Source organism: Achromobacter sp. 1011791174, from assembly GCF_059760925.1.
Genome location: NZ_JCBANH010000131.1, coordinates 1 through 15,106 on the forward strand (window position 1 = coordinate 1; position 15,106 = coordinate 15,106).

The 15,106-nt window shown below is 66.2% G+C and carries 15 protein-coding genes; 9 read left to right on the top strand and 6 right to left on the bottom strand.

The window, feature by feature from the left end; translation table 11 throughout:
• Window positions 1–553: 553 nt before the first annotated feature.
• A complete protein-coding gene (locus AC6LJ5_RS28050; protein WP_498142224.1) occupies window positions 554–1,117 on the top strand; it encodes a hypothetical protein in 564 nt (187 codons plus the stop codon).
• Window positions 1,118–1,247: 130 nt separating this feature from the next.
• Here the strand turns inward: AC6LJ5_RS28050 and rodA are convergent, their stop codons facing one another.
• From rodA to AC6LJ5_RS28075, 5 genes are all read right to left on the bottom strand, one after another.
• The gene (gene rodA, locus AC6LJ5_RS28055) at window positions 1,248–2,384 is read right to left on the bottom strand and encodes a rod shape-determining protein RodA (RefSeq protein ID WP_103271507.1); all 1,137 of its coding nucleotides are present in this window, start codon (window positions 2,382–2,384) and stop codon (window positions 1,248–1,250) included.
• Entirely contained in the window at window positions 2,381–4,309 is a 1,929-nt protein-coding gene (gene mrdA, locus AC6LJ5_RS28060; RefSeq protein ID WP_103271508.1) for a penicillin-binding protein 2, read from the bottom strand. Before mrdA ends, rodA begins: the two co-directional genes overlap by 4 nt.
• Window positions 4,310–4,328: 19 nt before the next feature.
• Window positions 4,329–4,889 carry a rod shape-determining protein MreD gene (mreD, locus tag AC6LJ5_RS28065; RefSeq protein WP_103271509.1) on the bottom strand — a complete coding sequence of 187 codons (561 nt, stop codon included), beginning with the start codon at window positions 4,887–4,889 and terminating at the stop codon, window positions 4,329–4,331.
• On the bottom strand, window positions 4,876–5,760 hold the full coding sequence (mreC, locus tag AC6LJ5_RS28070; protein ID WP_103271510.1) for a rod shape-determining protein MreC: 885 nt from the start codon (window positions 5,758–5,760) through the stop codon (window positions 4,876–4,878). The genes mreD and mreC overlap by 14 nt, the downstream gene beginning before the upstream one ends.
• Window positions 5,761–5,844: 84 nt before the next feature.
• Window positions 5,845–6,888, bottom strand: a complete 1,044-nt coding sequence (locus AC6LJ5_RS28075; RefSeq protein ID WP_006216320.1) for a rod shape-determining protein — start codon at window positions 6,886–6,888, stop codon at window positions 5,845–5,847.
• Window positions 6,889–7,115: 227 nt separating this feature from the next.
• On the opposite strand from AC6LJ5_RS28075, the gene gatC reads away from it, so the two are divergent.
• From gatC to AC6LJ5_RS28105, 6 genes are all read left to right on the top strand, one after another.
• Complete coding sequence (gene gatC, locus AC6LJ5_RS28080; protein ID WP_498142225.1) at window positions 7,116–7,424, top strand: Asp-tRNA(Asn)/Glu-tRNA(Gln) amidotransferase subunit GatC; 309 nt, start codon at window positions 7,116–7,118, stop codon at window positions 7,422–7,424.
• A gap of 3 nt (window positions 7,425–7,427) precedes the next feature.
• Window positions 7,428–8,966, top strand: a complete 1,539-nt coding sequence (gene gatA, locus AC6LJ5_RS28085) for an Asp-tRNA(Asn)/Glu-tRNA(Gln) amidotransferase subunit GatA (protein ID WP_498142226.1) — start codon at window positions 7,428–7,430, stop codon at window positions 8,964–8,966.
• 1 nt (window position 8,967) lies between these two features.
• Window positions 8,968–10,425 (top strand): Asp-tRNA(Asn)/Glu-tRNA(Gln) amidotransferase subunit GatB, encoded by a 1,458-nt coding sequence (gene gatB / locus AC6LJ5_RS28090; protein ID WP_392411375.1) that lies wholly within the window; start codon window positions 8,968–8,970, stop codon window positions 10,423–10,425.
• 104 nt (window positions 10,426–10,529) lie between these two features.
• Complete coding sequence (locus AC6LJ5_RS28095) at window positions 10,530–10,781, top strand: hypothetical protein (protein ID WP_498142227.1); 252 nt, start codon at window positions 10,530–10,532, stop codon at window positions 10,779–10,781.
• A gap of 23 nt (window positions 10,782–10,804) precedes the next feature.
• Window positions 10,805–11,053, top strand: coding sequence for a hypothetical protein (locus tag AC6LJ5_RS28100; protein ID WP_103271515.1), 249 nt, complete (start codon window positions 10,805–10,807; stop codon window positions 11,051–11,053).
• On the top strand, window positions 11,050–11,586 hold the full coding sequence (locus tag AC6LJ5_RS28105; protein ID WP_498142228.1) for a type II toxin-antitoxin system VapC family toxin: 537 nt from the start codon (window positions 11,050–11,052) through the stop codon (window positions 11,584–11,586). The genes AC6LJ5_RS28100 and AC6LJ5_RS28105 overlap by 4 nt, the downstream gene beginning before the upstream one ends.
• On the opposite strand, the gene pyrE is transcribed toward AC6LJ5_RS28105, so the two are convergent.
• The gene (pyrE, locus tag AC6LJ5_RS28110; RefSeq protein WP_498142229.1) at window positions 11,559–12,242 is read right to left on the bottom strand and encodes an orotate phosphoribosyltransferase; all 684 of its coding nucleotides are present in this window, start codon (window positions 12,240–12,242) and stop codon (window positions 11,559–11,561) included. The genes AC6LJ5_RS28105 and pyrE overlap by 28 nt on opposite strands.
• 166 nt (window positions 12,243–12,408) lie before the next feature.
• On the opposite strand from pyrE, the gene AC6LJ5_RS28115 reads away from it, so the two are divergent.
• Window positions 12,409–13,197, top strand: coding sequence for an exodeoxyribonuclease III (locus tag AC6LJ5_RS28115; protein WP_392411371.1), 789 nt, complete (start codon window positions 12,409–12,411; stop codon window positions 13,195–13,197).
• 488 nt (window positions 13,198–13,685) lie between these two features.
• Entirely contained in the window at window positions 13,686–15,032 is a 1,347-nt protein-coding gene (gene gdhA, locus AC6LJ5_RS28120; protein ID WP_498142230.1) for an NADP-specific glutamate dehydrogenase, read from the top strand.
• The last annotated feature ends 74 nt before the right edge of the window (window positions 15,033–15,106 follow it).

Below are 15,106 nucleotides of genomic sequence, written 5' to 3' on the forward strand. Positions count from 1 at the left end.
AACTGACTCCGAATAGATTTGAGCAAGCCCAATTTACGCCTACACCGCCTCGCTTGCAAAAATCGGGCTGACCATAGATTTTCATCATCGGACCGCCCCAGGCTGAAACGCGCGCTTCCTCAGCGCCAGCCTCCTGTCAGAGGTTCTTACGCCTGGCGCACGCATGGATAAAACTGTCCCAGTTCGCCCACGAGCTGTCGTTCGCTCACTATGCGACCCTTTCATCCGCCTGCTCTACTCGAAACCGACCGTCGATGACGTGCTCATCGTGTCCTTAAAGGAGCGGTGATATTGAACGAAGTCCGCGCGACTTAGGCGCCGCGGCCAACACAGGCGCCGCCCTCGCGAGTATCTGGCAGGCGAATGCCGGCTGATGTCCATCGTGGTGTCGAACGCGATGCCCATGGCGGACAGCGCGGCGCCGGCGACGGACCGCATGCGATGCCTGTGAGTCTCAAAAATCCTGGAATAGATCGAGCATTTTTCTCAAAACTTATCGTTTTACAGAAAATATTTTATGCATAACAATACTTTTACCCACTTGGAGGTAAGTATGTCGACGATCCACTCCCCCTCATCCCCGCCTGATCACAAGCCGGAACTCGCACGCATCAGGAAACTCAGCCTCATCCTGGGCTATGCCTGCCTGGCAATTGCCTGCGCGATACCGCTCATGCCCTTGCTCGCCATCGGGCTCACGGCCCTGACCGGCGCCCCGGTCCCGTCGCGCCTGCCCCTGCCAGGCCAGGAACCACTCTCCGCCTGGATGCTGGCTACTCTCGGCATCTTCAACGTCCTGCCCATGATCTTTCTTGTTATCGGCTTGTGGACAGCCCGCGCGTGCTTCAAGCGGTTCGCCAGGGGGGAGTTCTTCGCCGCCTCCGCCATTCGGGCCCTGCGCAAGTTTTCCATCTGGGCCGCATTGTCAGCGGCCACCGCCCTGGTCGGTCACGCCCTGCTCACGCTGGCGCTTTCCCCACATTTTCAGCAGGTGCTCTTCTCCATTGCGTCTTCGGGCCATTGGCTGACGCTGACGTTCGCGGGGATGCTGTGGGTGATGGCGGCGATGATCAACCACGGCCGGTCATTGGCGGAAGAAAACGAAGCGTTCGTATGACGAAATTCATCCATAGACGTCATGGCCAGGCGCAAACCGCAGCGATACCCCTAAGGGTTCGCGAGGATTTGCAACGATGCCATGGCGGCCAGGGGTGGATTTCGTGCGGGCCTATCTGCGGGACGGCACACTAGGACTTCACCGACCGATGCCGGCTGATGCTCATCATGATGCCGAACGCGATGCCCATGGTGAACAGCGCCGTCCCGCCGTAGCTCATGAAGGGCAGCGGCACGCCCACCACGGGCAGGATGCCCGTGACCATGCCCACGTTCACGAACACGTAGATGAACAGCATCATGGTCATCGCCCCCGCCAGCAATCGCCCGAACTGCGACGAGGCGCGCGAGGCGATGGTCAGCCCGCGCGCCATCAGCAGCGCGTACAGCACCAGGATGGCGATGCCGCCGTACAGGCCGAATTCCTCGGCGTAGACGGCGAAAATGAAGTCGGTGGTGCGCTCGGGAATGAAGTCCAGGTGGGTCTGCGTGCCCTTCATGTAGCCCTTGCCGTACACGCCGCCCGAGCCCACCGCGATCATGGACTGGATGGTGTGGAAGCCCTTGCCCAGCGGATCGGAGCTGGGATTGAGCAGCGTGCAGACACGGTGCTTCTGGTAGTCGTGCAGCACCACCCAGCTCACGTCCGGCTCGCACAGCTGGTCTTCGTAGTAGATCAGGGTGCCGATGCCGATGATGCCGGCCAGCAAGGCCGGGATCAGCAGCTTGAACGACAGGCCGGCGAAATAGATCACGAAGAAGCCAGCGCCGAACACCAGCAACGCCGTGCCCAGGTCGGGCTGCAGCACGATCAGGCCGAACGGCGCGGCCAGCATGGCGGCCGCGGCCAGGAAGTCGCGGATGCGCACCGCGCCCTCGTGGCGCTGGAAATACCAGGCCAGCATCATGGGCACACCGATCTTCATCATCTCGGACGGCTGGATGCGGGTCACGCCCAGGTTGAGCCAACGGGTCGCGCCCTTGCTGGTCTCGCCGAAGAACTCCACGCCCAGCAGCAGCACCACGCCCACCACATAGAATGGCAGCGCCAGCTTCATCAGCCACTTGGGCGGGATCAACGCCATGATCCACATGGCGAAGAAGGCGATGACGAAATTGCGCGACTGGTCGGCGAAGCGCCAGTCGGTGCCGCCCACGGCCGAATGCATGACCGTCAGGCCCAGCGCCGCGAACATCAGCAGGATGGCGAGCAGCGGCCAGTCGAAGGCCGTGAACACGCGCAGGAGGATCAGGCCGAAACGCTTCATGGCTTGCGCACCACATCAGAGGCGATGGACTCGACCGAGGCCAGCGGATCGGCGCGGTCCGGCCGCACGATCTTGTCCCGGCGTTCCTTGGCCAGCCAGTAGTCGAACACCTTGCGCGCCACCGGCGCGGCCACGCTGGCGCCCCAGCCGGCGTTCTCGACGATCAGCGCCACGGCGATGCGCGGGTGCTCCAGCGGCGCGAAGCCCATGAACAGGGCGTGGTCGCGCAGGCGCTCGTCGATGGCGCTGGCGCGGTAGCGGGCGCCTCGCAGGCTGAACACCTGCGCCGTGCCGGTCTTGCCGGCCGCCTGGTAGGGCGCGTTGGCGAACGCGCGCCGCGCCGTGCCGGCGCGCACCACGTCGGCCATCGCGTTCTTGATCACGTCGACGTTGGCCTGCTTCAGGGGGATGCGATAGTCGGGCACCGAATCGGTGGGCTTGGCCTGGCCCGTGCGCGGATCGCGCACCGCGTGCACCAGGTGCGGACGGCGGTACAGGCCGTCGTTGGCCAGTGTCGACGTGCCCTGCGCCAACTGCAGCAGCGTGAACGAGTTGTAGCCCTGGCCCACGGCGACCGAGATGGTCTCGCCCGCGTACCAGCGCTGGCGTTCCTTTTCCTTGTAGGCCGAGCGCTTCCAGTCGGTGGACGGCAGCACGCCGCGCTTCTCGCCTTCCAGGTCGATGCCGGTGATCTGGCCGAAGCCGAACTGCTTGGTGAAGTCATGCAGCGCGTTCACGCCGATCTCGGGGCCCAGCGAATAGAAATAGGTGTCCGACGACACCACGATGGCCTTGTGCATATCGGTCATGCCATAGGCGGCGCCGCCGGCGTTGCGGAACTTCTGGCCGCCGAACTCGTAGTAGCCGGGATCGGAAATGCGGTCAGTGGCGCGGCGCTTGCCCAGTTCCAGCGCGGCCAGGCCGACGAAGGGCTTGTAGGTCGAACCGATGGGATAGGTGCCGTACAGCGGGCGGTTGATCAGCGGATGGTCGGGCGACTCGTTCAGCATGCGCCAGTTGTCCACGTCGATGCCGTCGACGAAGAGATTGGGATCGAACGAGGGCTGCGACACGAAGGCCAGCACCTCGCCTGTATCGGGATCCAGCGCCACCAGCGCGCCGCGCTGCCCCTCGAAAGCCTGTTCGGCCACCTTCTGCAGGCCCATGTCGATGGACAGCATGATGTCCGAGCCGGGCACCGGGTCGATGCGCCGCAGCGTGCGCATGGGGCGTCCGCCCGCCGTCACCTCGACCTCTTCCAGGCCGGTGCGTCCATGCAGCGCTTCTTCCCAGGTCTTCTCGATGCCCTTCTTGCCGATCACGTCGGTGCCGCGGTAGTTGCCCAGCTGGCCGGCGCGCTCCAGATCCTCGATGTCGCCGTCGGCGATGCGGCCGATGTAACCAACCACGTGGGCGGCCGACAGGCCCTGCGGATACTCGCGCACCCAGCGGGCGCGCAGTTCGACGCCGGGAAACTGGAAGGCATGGGCGGCGAACCAGGCCGCCTCGGTTTCATTCAGGTTGTTGCGCAGCTGCAGGCTGGCGTAGCGGCTGGACTCGGCCGCGCGGCGCTTGAAGCGGCGCTGGTCGGTCGGGCTGATGTACACCACTTCGTTGAGCCGCTCGAACAAGGCGGTCAGATTGCCGGCGTGGGCCGGCACGACTTCCAGCGTGTAGGTGCGGTAGTTGCGCGCCAGCACCTCGCCATTGCGGTCCAGGATCTCGCCGCGGCGCGGCGGGATCGGCACCACCGCGATGCGGTTGCGGTCGGCGCGTTCGGACAGGCCCTCGTAGCGATCCACCTGCAGATACCAGAAGCGGCCGATCAGCACGCCGAAGCACAGCAGCGCGAACACGCCGCCCACCCAAGCGCGCAGCAGGAAGCGCTGCTTTTGCTGCTGGCCGGTTTTCTTGAACTCGAACATCGATTGCGCCCGCCCGCCGTCAGGCGGACGAGGACTCGGCGTCGTCGGCGCCGCGCTGAGGCAGGTGCAGCACCCAGCCGGCCAGGGGCCACAGGGCGGCGGTCAGGCCGGCGCTGACGGCCCAGTCCCAGCCCGGCCACTTGCCCGCCAGCCAGGCGTGGATGATCTGCACCAGCAGCCGCGCGGCGAAGAACACCGGCAGCATGTGCATGGCCTGGCTCCACAGGTCGAAGCGCTGCAGGCGGCGCTGCAGGGCCACGGCGCCATAGGCGATCAGCGTGTAGGACAGCGCGTGCTCGCCCAGCAGGCCGGCGTCGTGCACGTCCATCAGCAGGCCGAAGGTGAAGGCGGTGAACAGACCGACGCGGCGCGGCTCGTGCGCGCACCAGAAGGCGATGATCAGGATCAGCACGTCGGGCGCGCCCTGCCACAGCCGCCAGGGCAGCAGCGACACCAGCCACACCAGGATGATGGAAGCCCAGACGAAAACGCCGTGCGCCGGCCCGTCCAGCCGCTCGGGCTGAACGTTGCTGGGCGTGCCCAGGCGTCGCCGGGGCGACGAAGCGTTAGTCCGATCCACCGGAATCGACCTCCTGACGGTTGGATTCGGCGCGGGCCACATCCACCTGCAGGACCAGGAAGTGGCGATAGCGTTCGGGATGGGCCAGCGGCTCGCAGACGGCGCGCGCGAAGCCCGAGGCGGTGTCACGCTCGACCGAAGTGACCTTGGCCACCGGCAGGCCGGCCGGGAACAGCCCGCCCACGCCGCTGGTGACTATGGTATCGCCTTCCTTGATGTCGGCGTTGGCCGCCAGATAACGGACTTCCATCTTGCCAGGAGAGTTCCCGCCGAAGGCGATCAGCCGCAGGCCGTTGCGCAGCAGCTGGACCGGGATGGACACCTGCTCGTCGGTCACCAGGGCGGCTTCGGCCGTCATCGGGGTGACGCGCACGATCTGGCCGACCACGCCGCCTTCGTCGATGACGGGCATGCCCGGCGCCAGGCCGGCCTTGCTGCCCTTGTTGAAGACCAGGCGCTGGTTGAAGGCGCTGGTGGGCTCGTACAGCACCTCGACCACCACCGCCGACTGCGCCACCGTGTCGGTCACGCCCAGCAGGCGGCGCAGCTGCGCGTTCTCGGCGGCCAGCTGCGCGCCGTGAGACGCCACCTGGGCCAGCTCGATGCGCTGGCGCTGCAGGGCTTCATTCTCGCTGCGGATGAGGTTGGCCGCGTTGACCCATTCATTGACCTGCTGGACCAGATCACGCGGCGCCATGACGGCGCGCTGGAAGGGATAGATGGCCACGGACACCGCCCTGCGCACCGGCTCCAGCACGCGCAGCTGCGAATCCATGATGATCAAGGCCACGGCCAGGACGACCAGGACGACCAGCCGCACCTCTGCCGGCGGGCCGCGCCTGAATAGGGGAGGAGTCCCTTGTCGTTGCATGAATCTCAGCCCGGGCGGTCGCGCCCGGAGCCCCCGCCGCGGCCGGAGCCGCAAGACAACAGGGCTCCGGGCAGGCGGAAGGAATTAGTCGTTGATGAAGATGGCGCCGAGTTTCTCAAGATGTTCCAGCGCTTCGCCGCAACCGCGCACCACGCAGGTCAGGGGATCGTCGGCCACCACCACGGGCAGGCCGGTTTCCTCCTGGAGCAGGCGGTCCAGGTCGCGCAGCAGCGCGCCGCCGCCGGTCAGGGCGATGCCCTTGTCGGTGATGTCGGCGCCCAGCTCGGGCGGCGTCTGTTCCAGGGCGATCTTCACGGCGGACACGATCTGGTTCAGCGGATCGGTCAGCGATTCCAGGATCTCGTTGGACGAGACCGTGAAGCTGCGCGGCACGCCTTCGGCCAGGTTGCGGCCCTTGACCTCGATCTCGCGGACTTCGGAGCCGGGGAAGGCCGAGCCGATTTCCTTCTTGATGAGTTCGGCGGTGGGCTCGCCGATCAGCATGCCGTAGTTGCGGCGGATGTAGTTGACGATGGCCTCGTCGAACTTGTCGCCGCCGACGCGGACCGAGCCCTTGTAGACCATGCCGCCCAGCGAGATCACCGCCACTTCGGTGGTGCCGCCGCCGATGTCGACGACCATGGAGCCGCTGGCGTCGGACACGGCCAGGCCGGCGCCGATGGCGGCGGCCATGGGTTCCTCGATCAGGAACACGTGCGAGGCGCCCGCGCCCAGCGCGGATTCGCGGATGGCGCGGCGTTCAACCTGGGTGGAGCCGCAGGGCACGCAGACGATGATGCGCGGGCTGGGCGCCAGCATGTTGCGGGGGTGCACCATGCGGATGAACTGCTTGAGCATCTGCTCGGTGACGGTGAAGTCGGCGATCACGCCGTCCTTCATGGGCCGGATGGCCTCGATGTTGCCGGGGACGCGGCCGAGCATCTGCTTGGCTTCGTGGCCCACGGCCTGGATGATCTTCTTGCCGTGGGGACCGCCTTCATGACGGATAGCGACCACGGAGGGCTCATCGAGCACGATGCCCTTGCCGCGGACGTAGATCAGCGTATTGGCGGTACCGAGGTCGATCGCCATATCGCTGGAAAAATAACTGCGCAGGAATCCGAACATGGGAGCTCAGCAAATTCTGGGGGGGAATTGGGTCAGGCCGCGGGGCGCACGGTCCGGATACACTCGAACCCGCCTGTCGTCACGGCGATTAAACCGTGAATCATAACTTATAATTTCCGTGGAAATAGCGCATAAATGCAGGCTATTCAAGCTTTGTAACGGGTTGGGCGTATGCATACTGTCCCGGCCCTCCCCCGGCCTTCCGTTATTCGAATTTCGAACTCCCCATGGCGCTCAACGACAAAGATGTGGCCCGCATAGCCCGGCTGGCCAGAATCGAACTGACCCCGGAACAGCGCGCCCACGCGCAGACCGAACTGAACGGCATCCTCCACCTGATCGAGCGGCTGCAGTCTGTCGACACGCAAGGCGTCGAGCCGCTGGCCCATCCGCTGTCGGCCCACGAGGACATCACCCTGCGCCTGCGCGAGGACACCGTCACCGAGCCCAGCTCGGAAACCCGCCGCCAGGAACTGCTGGCCAACGCCCCGGACGCCCAGGACGGCCTGTTCCTGGTTCCCAAGGTCATCGAGTAAGCCATGACGAAACCCGCCCTGCACACCCAATTCGAGGGGATCGCCGGCCTGCGCGCGGCCCTCGCCCAGCGCCAGGTCAGCGCCGTCGACCTGGCGCAAAGCGCGCTGGCCGCCGCCGAGGCCGCCAGCGGCCTGAACAGCTTCTTACATATTGACGCCGAATTGACGCTGGCCCAGGCCCGCGCCGCCGACGCCGCCCTGGCCGCCGGCACCGCCGGCGCCCTGGCCGGCATCCCCATCGCCCACAAGGACGCCTTCGTCACCCGCGGCTGGCGCACCACCGCCGGCAGCAAGATGCTGGACGGCTACGTCAGCCCGTTCGACGCCACCGTGGTCGAGCGCCTGCAGGCGGCCGGCGCCGTGTCGCTGGGCAAGCTCAACTGCGACGAATTCGCCATGGGCTCGGGCAACGAGAACTCCGCCTACGGCCCGGTCCGGAACCCCTGGGACACGACTGCCGTGCCCGGCGGCTCGTCGGGCGGCTCGGCCGCCGCCGTGGCCGCCCGCCTGGTGGCCGCCGCCACCGGCACCGACACCGGCGGCTCGGTGCGCCAGCCCGCCGCCCTGTGCGGCGTCAGCGGCATCAAGCCCACCTACGGCACCGTCTCGCGTTTCGGCATGGTGGCCTTCGGCTCCAGCCTGGACCAGGCCGGCCCGCTGGCCGAGAGCGCCCGCGACCTGCTCGAGCTGCTGGACGTCATGAGCGGCTTCGACCCGCGCGACGCCACCAGCCTGGAAAAATGCGATGCCGCCGTCAACGAGCCGGGCCGCGTGCGGCGCGACTTCGACGCCGCCCAGGCCCGCCACGACGCCGCCGGCAGCCAGCCCCTGAAGGGCCTGCGCATCGGCGTGCCGGCCGAGTACTTCGGCGCCGGCCTGGCGCCGGACGTGGCCGCCGCCGTGGAGGCCGCCCTGGCGCAGTTCGAGGCCCTGGGCGCCGTGCGCGTGCCGGTGTCGCTGCCGCGCACCGAGCTGGCCATCCCCGCCTACTACGTCATCGCCCCCGCCGAAGCGTCCAGCAACCTGGCCCGCTACGACGGCGTGCGCTACGGTCATCGGACCGCCGACTACAAGGGTCTGGAGGAAATGATCGCCCGCTCGCGCGCCGAAGGCTTCGGCGACGAGGTCAAGCGCCGCATCCTGATCGGCACCTACGTGCTGTCCCACGGCTACTACGACGCCTATTACCTGCAGGCCCAGCGTCTGCGCCGCATGATCGCGCAGGATTTCCAGCGCGCCTATGCCGACCAGTGCGACGTGATCATGGGCCCGGTGACGCCGACGGTCGCCAAGAACATCGGCGACAACCGCGACGATCCCACCTCCGACTGGCTGGCCGACGTCTACACGCTGGGCGTGAGCCTGGCCGGCCTGCCGGCGATGTCCATCCCCTGCGGCTTCGGCGGCGCGGCGGGCAACCGCCCCGTCGGCCTGCAGATCATCGGCAACTACTTCGACGAAGGTCGCCTCCTGGCCATCGCCGACCGCTATCAACAAGTCACCGACTGGCACAAAAAAACGCCAGCACTCCAGGACGCCTAACATGAACTGGGAAATCGTCATCGGCCTGGAAACGCACACGCAGCTTTCCACCGACTCCAAGATCTTTTCGGGCAGCAGCACCCGCTACGGCGCGGCCGCCAACACCCAGGCCAACGTGGTCGACCTGGCGCTGCCGGGCAGCCTGCCGGTCATGAACCGCGGCGCCGCCGAGCGCGCCATCCGCTTCGGCCTGGCCGTGGGCGCCGAGATCGCGCCACGCTCGGTGTTCGCGCGCAAGAACTACTTCTACCCCGACCTGCCCAAGGGCTACCAGATCAGCCAGTACGAGCTGCCGGTGGTGGTGGGCGGCTCGCTCTCCTTCTTCGTCGGCGAAGAGGAAAAGACCGTCAACCTGACCCGCGCGCACCTGGAAGAGGACGCCGGCAAGTCGCTGCACGACGCCTTCCTCCTGGCCAACGGCGCCCCCGCCAGCGGCATCGATCTGAACCGCGCCGGCACGCCGCTGCTGGAGATCGTGACCGAGCCGGAAATGCGCTCGGCCGCCGAGGCCGTGGCCTACGCCCGCGCGCTGCACAGCCTGGTCGTGTGGCTGGGCATCTGCGACGGCAACATGCAGGAAGGCTCGTTCCGCTGCGACGCCAACGTGTCCGTGCGTCCGGTCGGCCAGAAGGAATTCGGCACCCGCACCGAGATCAAGAACGTCAACTCGTTCCGCTTCCTGGAACGCGCCATCCAGTACGAGGCGCGCCGCCAGATCGAGCTGATCGAGGACGGCGGCACGGTGGTGCAGGAAACCATGCTGTACGACTCCGACCGCGACGTCACCGTCAGCATGCGGGGCAAGGAAGACGCGCACGACTACCGCTACTTCCCCGACCCCGATCTGCCGCCGCTGGTGATCTCGCGCGCCTGGGTCGACGAGGTCCGCGCCGCCATGCCCGAGTTGCCCGCCGCGCTGCGCGCCCGCTTCGAATCCGACTACGGCCTGACCGCCTACGACGCCGCCCAGCTCAGCGCCAGCCGCGGCCTGGCCGCCTACTTCGAGGCCGTGGCGCAGGCGCTGCCCGCCGGCCAGGCCAAGCTGGCCGCCAACTGGATCATGGGCGAGGTCGCCGCCACGCTCAACAAGGAAGAAAAGGACATCGCCGACGCCCCGGTGCAGGCGCCCGCCCTGGCCGCGCTGATCAACCGCATCATCGACGGCACCATCTCCAACAAGATCGCCCGCGAAGTGTTCGGCGCCATGTGGGCCGGCGAGAACGGCGGCCAGCCCGACGCCATCATCGAGGCGCGCGGCCTCAAGCAGATCAGCGACACGGGCGCCATCGGCGCCATGATCGACGAGGTGCTGGCGGCCAACGCGGCCATCGTCGAGGAATACCGCGCCGGCAAGCAGAAGGCGTTCAATTCCCTGGTCGGCCAGATCATGAAGGCCGCCCGCGGCAAGGCCAACCCGCAACAGGTCAACGACCTGCTCAAGCAGAAGCTGGACGGCTGACAGGGTCAGTGCTTTATCAGACCGACTCAGGGCCGCGGCATATTGCCGCGGCCTTTTTGTTGGCCAAGAATGGACGGGTCGATATTCGCTTGGAGACCCGGGCCATGACGATGCCCTATCTGTCCGTCCCGCTGGAGCAGGTTCTCGCACGCCTTGATGAAATGATCCAGGCGGCCCGGGATGGCGCTTGCGTGGTCATTACGCACGATGGCCAGGCGCATGCCCGCATTTGCGAGGTCAATCCCCTGCTGACCGAAGAGGCGCATCAGGCGATCGAGGATCTCAAGAACTTCCCCAGGAGCCCCTACACCGACAAAGCCACCTGGTGGTACATCGTCAAGGGCATACACGTATGAAGCACTGGAACAGGAGTCCCGAAATGTCCCGCTATCTCGAAGTCCCTCAGGAAAAAGTCGGCGAACGGCTCGATACATTGATCCGCCTGGCGCATGAAGGCGCGCGCATCGTCATCAAGAAAGACGGCATTGCCCAAGCCTACATCCAGCCCGCCAACCCCAATATGTCCGAAGACATGTACGAGGCTCTGCTGGCGCTCAGAAGCATTCCCGTCGCACCGAACTTCGACAGCGAGCAAATGCGCGCCTGGATGGAAGAGGACCGCAGGTGAAGTTGGTGCTGGACGCCTCCGTTGCACTGAGCGGCCTGTACACGCGCGCCGCGGCGCAAGAGGCGATGGTTGCCCAGCATCTGCTGGCATCCATCGGCAACTTCGAGATTTGCGTACCTGCCCATTGGCATATCGAAGTCGCCAACGGCATGCTTCGTCTGGAACGCGCTGGACAACTGGCCTCGGCGAAGATTGCGAAGTTCGTACGGCAGATGGATCGGCTAGCCCTGCGGGCCGACACGCCACCGGCTGCAGAACGCGCGACGGCCATTCACAAACTGGCACAGAACCACGGCTTGACCGCGTATGACGCCGCCTATGTCGAATTGGCGATTCGCTCCGGCAGCGATCTGGCGACCTTCGATCGCAAACTCTCGGATGCGGCCCGGGCCTGCGGCGTAGCCGTGTTCGGCCAACCCCACGGCATGGCGGAGCCTTGGGCAGCCTACGGAAGCAACCCCGAAGCTTCCGCCGACACCGACACGGAGCGGCCAACCGCCCCGCCTTACTTCACCCCGTACTTGGTCCGATAAGCCAGCACCGCCTCGCGATGCTCGGCGAACGCCGCGTCGTCCTGCAGCAAGGCCAGGATGTCCGCCAGCGACGCAATCGACACCACCGGAATGCCATAGGTCTTGGCCACGTCCTGCACGGCCGAGTGCGCCGACAGCGCGTCGTCCGGGCCGGCGCGTTCCATGCGGTCCATGGCGATCAGCACGGCGGCCGGCTCGGCGCCGGCGGCGCGGATGATCTCCACCGATTCGCGCACCGAGGTGCCGGCGGTGATCACGTCATCAATGATCACGACCTTGCCCTTGAGCGGCGCGCCGACCAGCGTGCCGCCTTCGCCATGGTCCTTGGCTTCCTTGCGGTTGTAGGCGAACGGCACGTCGCTCTTGCCTTGCATGGCCGGGTGGCCGGCCAGGGCCACGGCGGTGGCGGTGGCCAGCGGGATCCCCTTGTAGGCGGGGCCGAACAGCATGTCGAAGCCCACGCCCGAGTCCAGCAGCGCCTGGGCATAGAAGCTGGCCAGCTTGCCGACGGAAGCGCCCGAATTGAACAGGCCGGCGTTGAAGAAGTACGGGCTGATGCGTCCCGATTTCACCTTGAAGCTGCCGAAGCGCAGCACGCCTTCATTCAAGGCGAAACGGACGAAATCGAGGGCGGTGGACGTTTGGGCGGCAGGCATGCGGGCATTCCAGATAGGTGGCGAACGCCGGCATTTTATCCGCTGCGCGGACCGCGGGAGATCGCCGGCAGTCCGGGCGCGGATCGGCGCACGCGCCAGACGTCGGTTAAATTCCAGGCATGGTCCGGCCCCATGCGGGGGCCGCCGCCTTATTGGGAGTACCACTTTGCTGCGCATCACGTCGCTAAACCTCAACGGCATCCGTTCCGCCTTCCGCAAGGGCCTGCAGCCCTGGATGGAAAAGCACGGCGCCGACATCCTGTGCCTGCAGGAAATCAAGATCGCGGACGCCGACCTGACCGACGACCTGCGCCACCCGCCCGGCTACACCGGCCATTTCCATCATGCCGAGAAGAAGGGCTACAGCGGCGTGGGCCTGTACCTGCGCAACGCCGCCGAGCGCGTCAACATCGGCCTGGACTGCGAGGAATTCGATCCCGAGGGCCGCATCATCCGCGCCGACTGGAAAGACCTGTCGGTCATCAGCGCCTACCTGCCGTCCGGTTCCAGCGGCGACGAGCGCCAACAGGCCAAGTACCGCTTCCTGGACCGCTTCGGCCCGTGGCTGGACGGCCTGATGAAGGAACACAAGAAAAGCGGCCGCGAGTTCGTGGTCTGCGGCGACTGGAATATCGCCCACAAGGAAATCGACCTGAAGAACTGGAAGGGCAACCTGAAGAACTCCGGTTTCCTGCCCGAGGAACGGGCCTGGCTGACCGAGGTCTTCGACAAGCGCGGCTTCGTCGACGTGTTCCGCACGCTGGACGACCGCGCCGAGCAATACACCTGGTGGAGCAACCGCGGCCAGGCCTGGGCCAAGAACGTGGGGTGGCGCATCGATTACCAGATCGCCACGCCCGGCATCGCGGCCCGCGCCCGCGCCGCGTCGATCTACAAGGACGAGCGCTTCTCCGACCACGCGCCACTCACCATCGACTACGACGTCAAGCTCTGAACCCCTGCCGGGCCGGAACCGGCCTCGGCGTCGCTCCGGACGGGTTTGCGCCCGTCCGGCATGCAGCCACCCCGGCTGATATCCGTCAAAAATAAATAGGGGACAAATAGATGGAAAATCATCGGCGAATCTCCCCTCGCCACGTCTGATTCCGGTGTCTTTCCCCTATGGAAACCCCTTGCAACCGCTCGGGAGATTTTTCCAATAAAACGGGGACATAATAAATATCAAGAAAATACAAAGACCTACGCCTTCCCTGGGAAGCCGCACCTGGGGCCAACCCGGCTCCAGCCAATATACGTCCCCATTTATTGATGCAATATTTCCCTTTCATATCAAGGGGATGGAACACACCCAGGCTTTGCGCAGGGCAACAATTTGCCCCTACAATTCTTCGCACCAGGGCGGTGCGAGCACGCACCAAAACAAGCCCGAGCGCCCCATGACGGCGCACCTCGCACCCTTTTGAAGCAGCCCCCAAGGAGATCATGTTGAAAGTGCAGAGTCTGGACGACTTCCTGCGCGGCGTCGCCGCGCGCGATCCGCAACAGCCGGAATTCATGCAAGCCGTCCAGGAGGTGATGCTGAGCCTGTGGCCGTTCATCGAAAAGCACCCGCACTACGCCGAGTACGCCATCCTCGAGCGTCTGGTGGAGCCCGAGCGCGTGATCCAGTTCCGCGTGTGCTGGACCGATGACCAGGGCCAGGCCCGCGTCAACCGCGCTTTCCGCATCCAGCACAGCTCGGCCATCGGCCCCTTCAAGGGCGGCATGCGCTTCCATCCCTCGGTGAACCTGTCGATCCTGAAGTTCCTGGCGTTCGAACAGACGCTGAAGAACGCGCTGACCACGCTGCCCATGGGCGGCGGCAAGGGCGGCTCGGACTTCGACCCCAAGGGCAAGTCCGACGCGGAAGTCATGCGCTTCTGCCAGGCCCTGATGATCGAGCTGTACCGCCACCTGGGCCCGGACACCGACGTGCCGGCCGGCGACATCGGCGTGGGCGCGCGTGAAGTCGGATTCATGGCCGGCATGATGAAGAAGCTGTCCAACTCCACCGCCAGCGTGTTCACCGGCAAGGGCCTGACCTTCGGCGGCAGCCTGATCCGCCCCGAAGCCACCGGCTACGGCACCGTGTACTTCGCCGAGGAAATGCTCAAGCGCATCGGCCGCTCGTTCGACGGCCTGCGCGTGTCGGTGTCCGGCTCGGGCAATGTGGCGCAATACGCCATCGAGAAGGCCATGGCGCTGGGCGCCAAGGTCGTGACGGTGTCCGACTCCAACGGCACGGTGGTCGACGAGGCCGGCTTCACGCACGAGAAGCTGCTGGCCCTGATGCACATCAAGAACGACCTGCGCGGTCGCCTGGACGCCTACGCCAGCCAGTTCGGCCTGAAGTACGAAGCCGGCAAGCGTCCCTGGCACGTGCCGGTCGACGTGGCCCTGCCCTGCGCCACGCAGAACGAGCTGGAACTGGCCGACGCCCAGATGCTGATCAAGAACGGCGTGCTGTGCGTGGCCGAGGGCGCGAACATGCCCGCCACGCTGGAAGCGGCCAAGGCCTTCATCGCCGCGCGCGTGCTGTACGCGCCGGGCAAGGCCAGCAACGCCGGCGGCGTGGCCGTGTCGGGCCTGGAAATGAGCCAGAATGCGGCCCGCCTGGCCTGGACCCGCGAGGAAGTGGACGCCCGCCTGCACGCCATCATGCGCGACATCCACGAGAACTGCGTGCGCCACGGCCACAGCGAGCGCGAGTACGTGAACTACCTGGACGGCGCCAACATCGCCGGCTTCGTCAAGGTGGCCGACGCGATGCGTCAACAAGGGCTGTACTAGAGGGACCACCCCCGAAGCGCCTCCGGCGCTTCCCCCTAGGCGGGCCCCCCTCAAGGGGGCATGCTGGCGGACCG

Bases quoted from the DNA above. Each gene is read 5' to 3' on its own strand.
- AC6LJ5_RS28095 (WP_498142227.1), top strand. From the start codon at position 10,530: ATGACGATGCCCTATCTGTCCGTCCCGCTGGAGCAGGTTCTCGCACGC.
- AC6LJ5_RS28050 (WP_498142224.1), top strand. From the start codon at position 554: ATGTCGACGATCCACTCCCCCTCATCCCCGCCTGATCACAAGCCGGAA.
- AC6LJ5_RS28075 (WP_006216320.1), bottom strand. From the start codon at position 6,888: ATGTTCGGATTCCTGCGCAGTTATTTTTCCAGCGATATGGCGATCGAC.
- pyrE (WP_498142229.1), bottom strand. From the start codon at position 12,242: ATGCCTGCCGCCCAAACGTCCACCGCCCTCGATTTCGTCCGTTTCGCC.
- mrdA (WP_103271508.1), bottom strand. From the start codon at position 4,309: ATGTTCGAGTTCAAGAAAACCGGCCAGCAGCAAAAGCAGCGCTTCCTG.
- mreC (WP_103271510.1), bottom strand. From the start codon at position 5,760: ATGCAACGACAAGGGACTCCTCCCCTATTCAGGCGCGGCCCGCCGGCA.
- rodA (WP_103271507.1), bottom strand. From the start codon at position 2,384: ATGAAGCGTTTCGGCCTGATCCTCCTGCGCGTGTTCACGGCCTTCGAC.
- gatC (WP_498142225.1), top strand. From the start codon at position 7,116: ATGGCGCTCAACGACAAAGATGTGGCCCGCATAGCCCGGCTGGCCAGA.
- gatB (WP_392411375.1), top strand. From the start codon at position 8,968: ATGAACTGGGAAATCGTCATCGGCCTGGAAACGCACACGCAGCTTTCC.
- gatA (WP_498142226.1), top strand. From the start codon at position 7,428: ATGACGAAACCCGCCCTGCACACCCAATTCGAGGGGATCGCCGGCCTG.
- gdhA (WP_498142230.1), top strand. From the start codon at position 13,686: ATGTTGAAAGTGCAGAGTCTGGACGACTTCCTGCGCGGCGTCGCCGCG.
- AC6LJ5_RS28100 (WP_103271515.1), top strand. From the start codon at position 10,805: ATGTCCCGCTATCTCGAAGTCCCTCAGGAAAAAGTCGGCGAACGGCTC.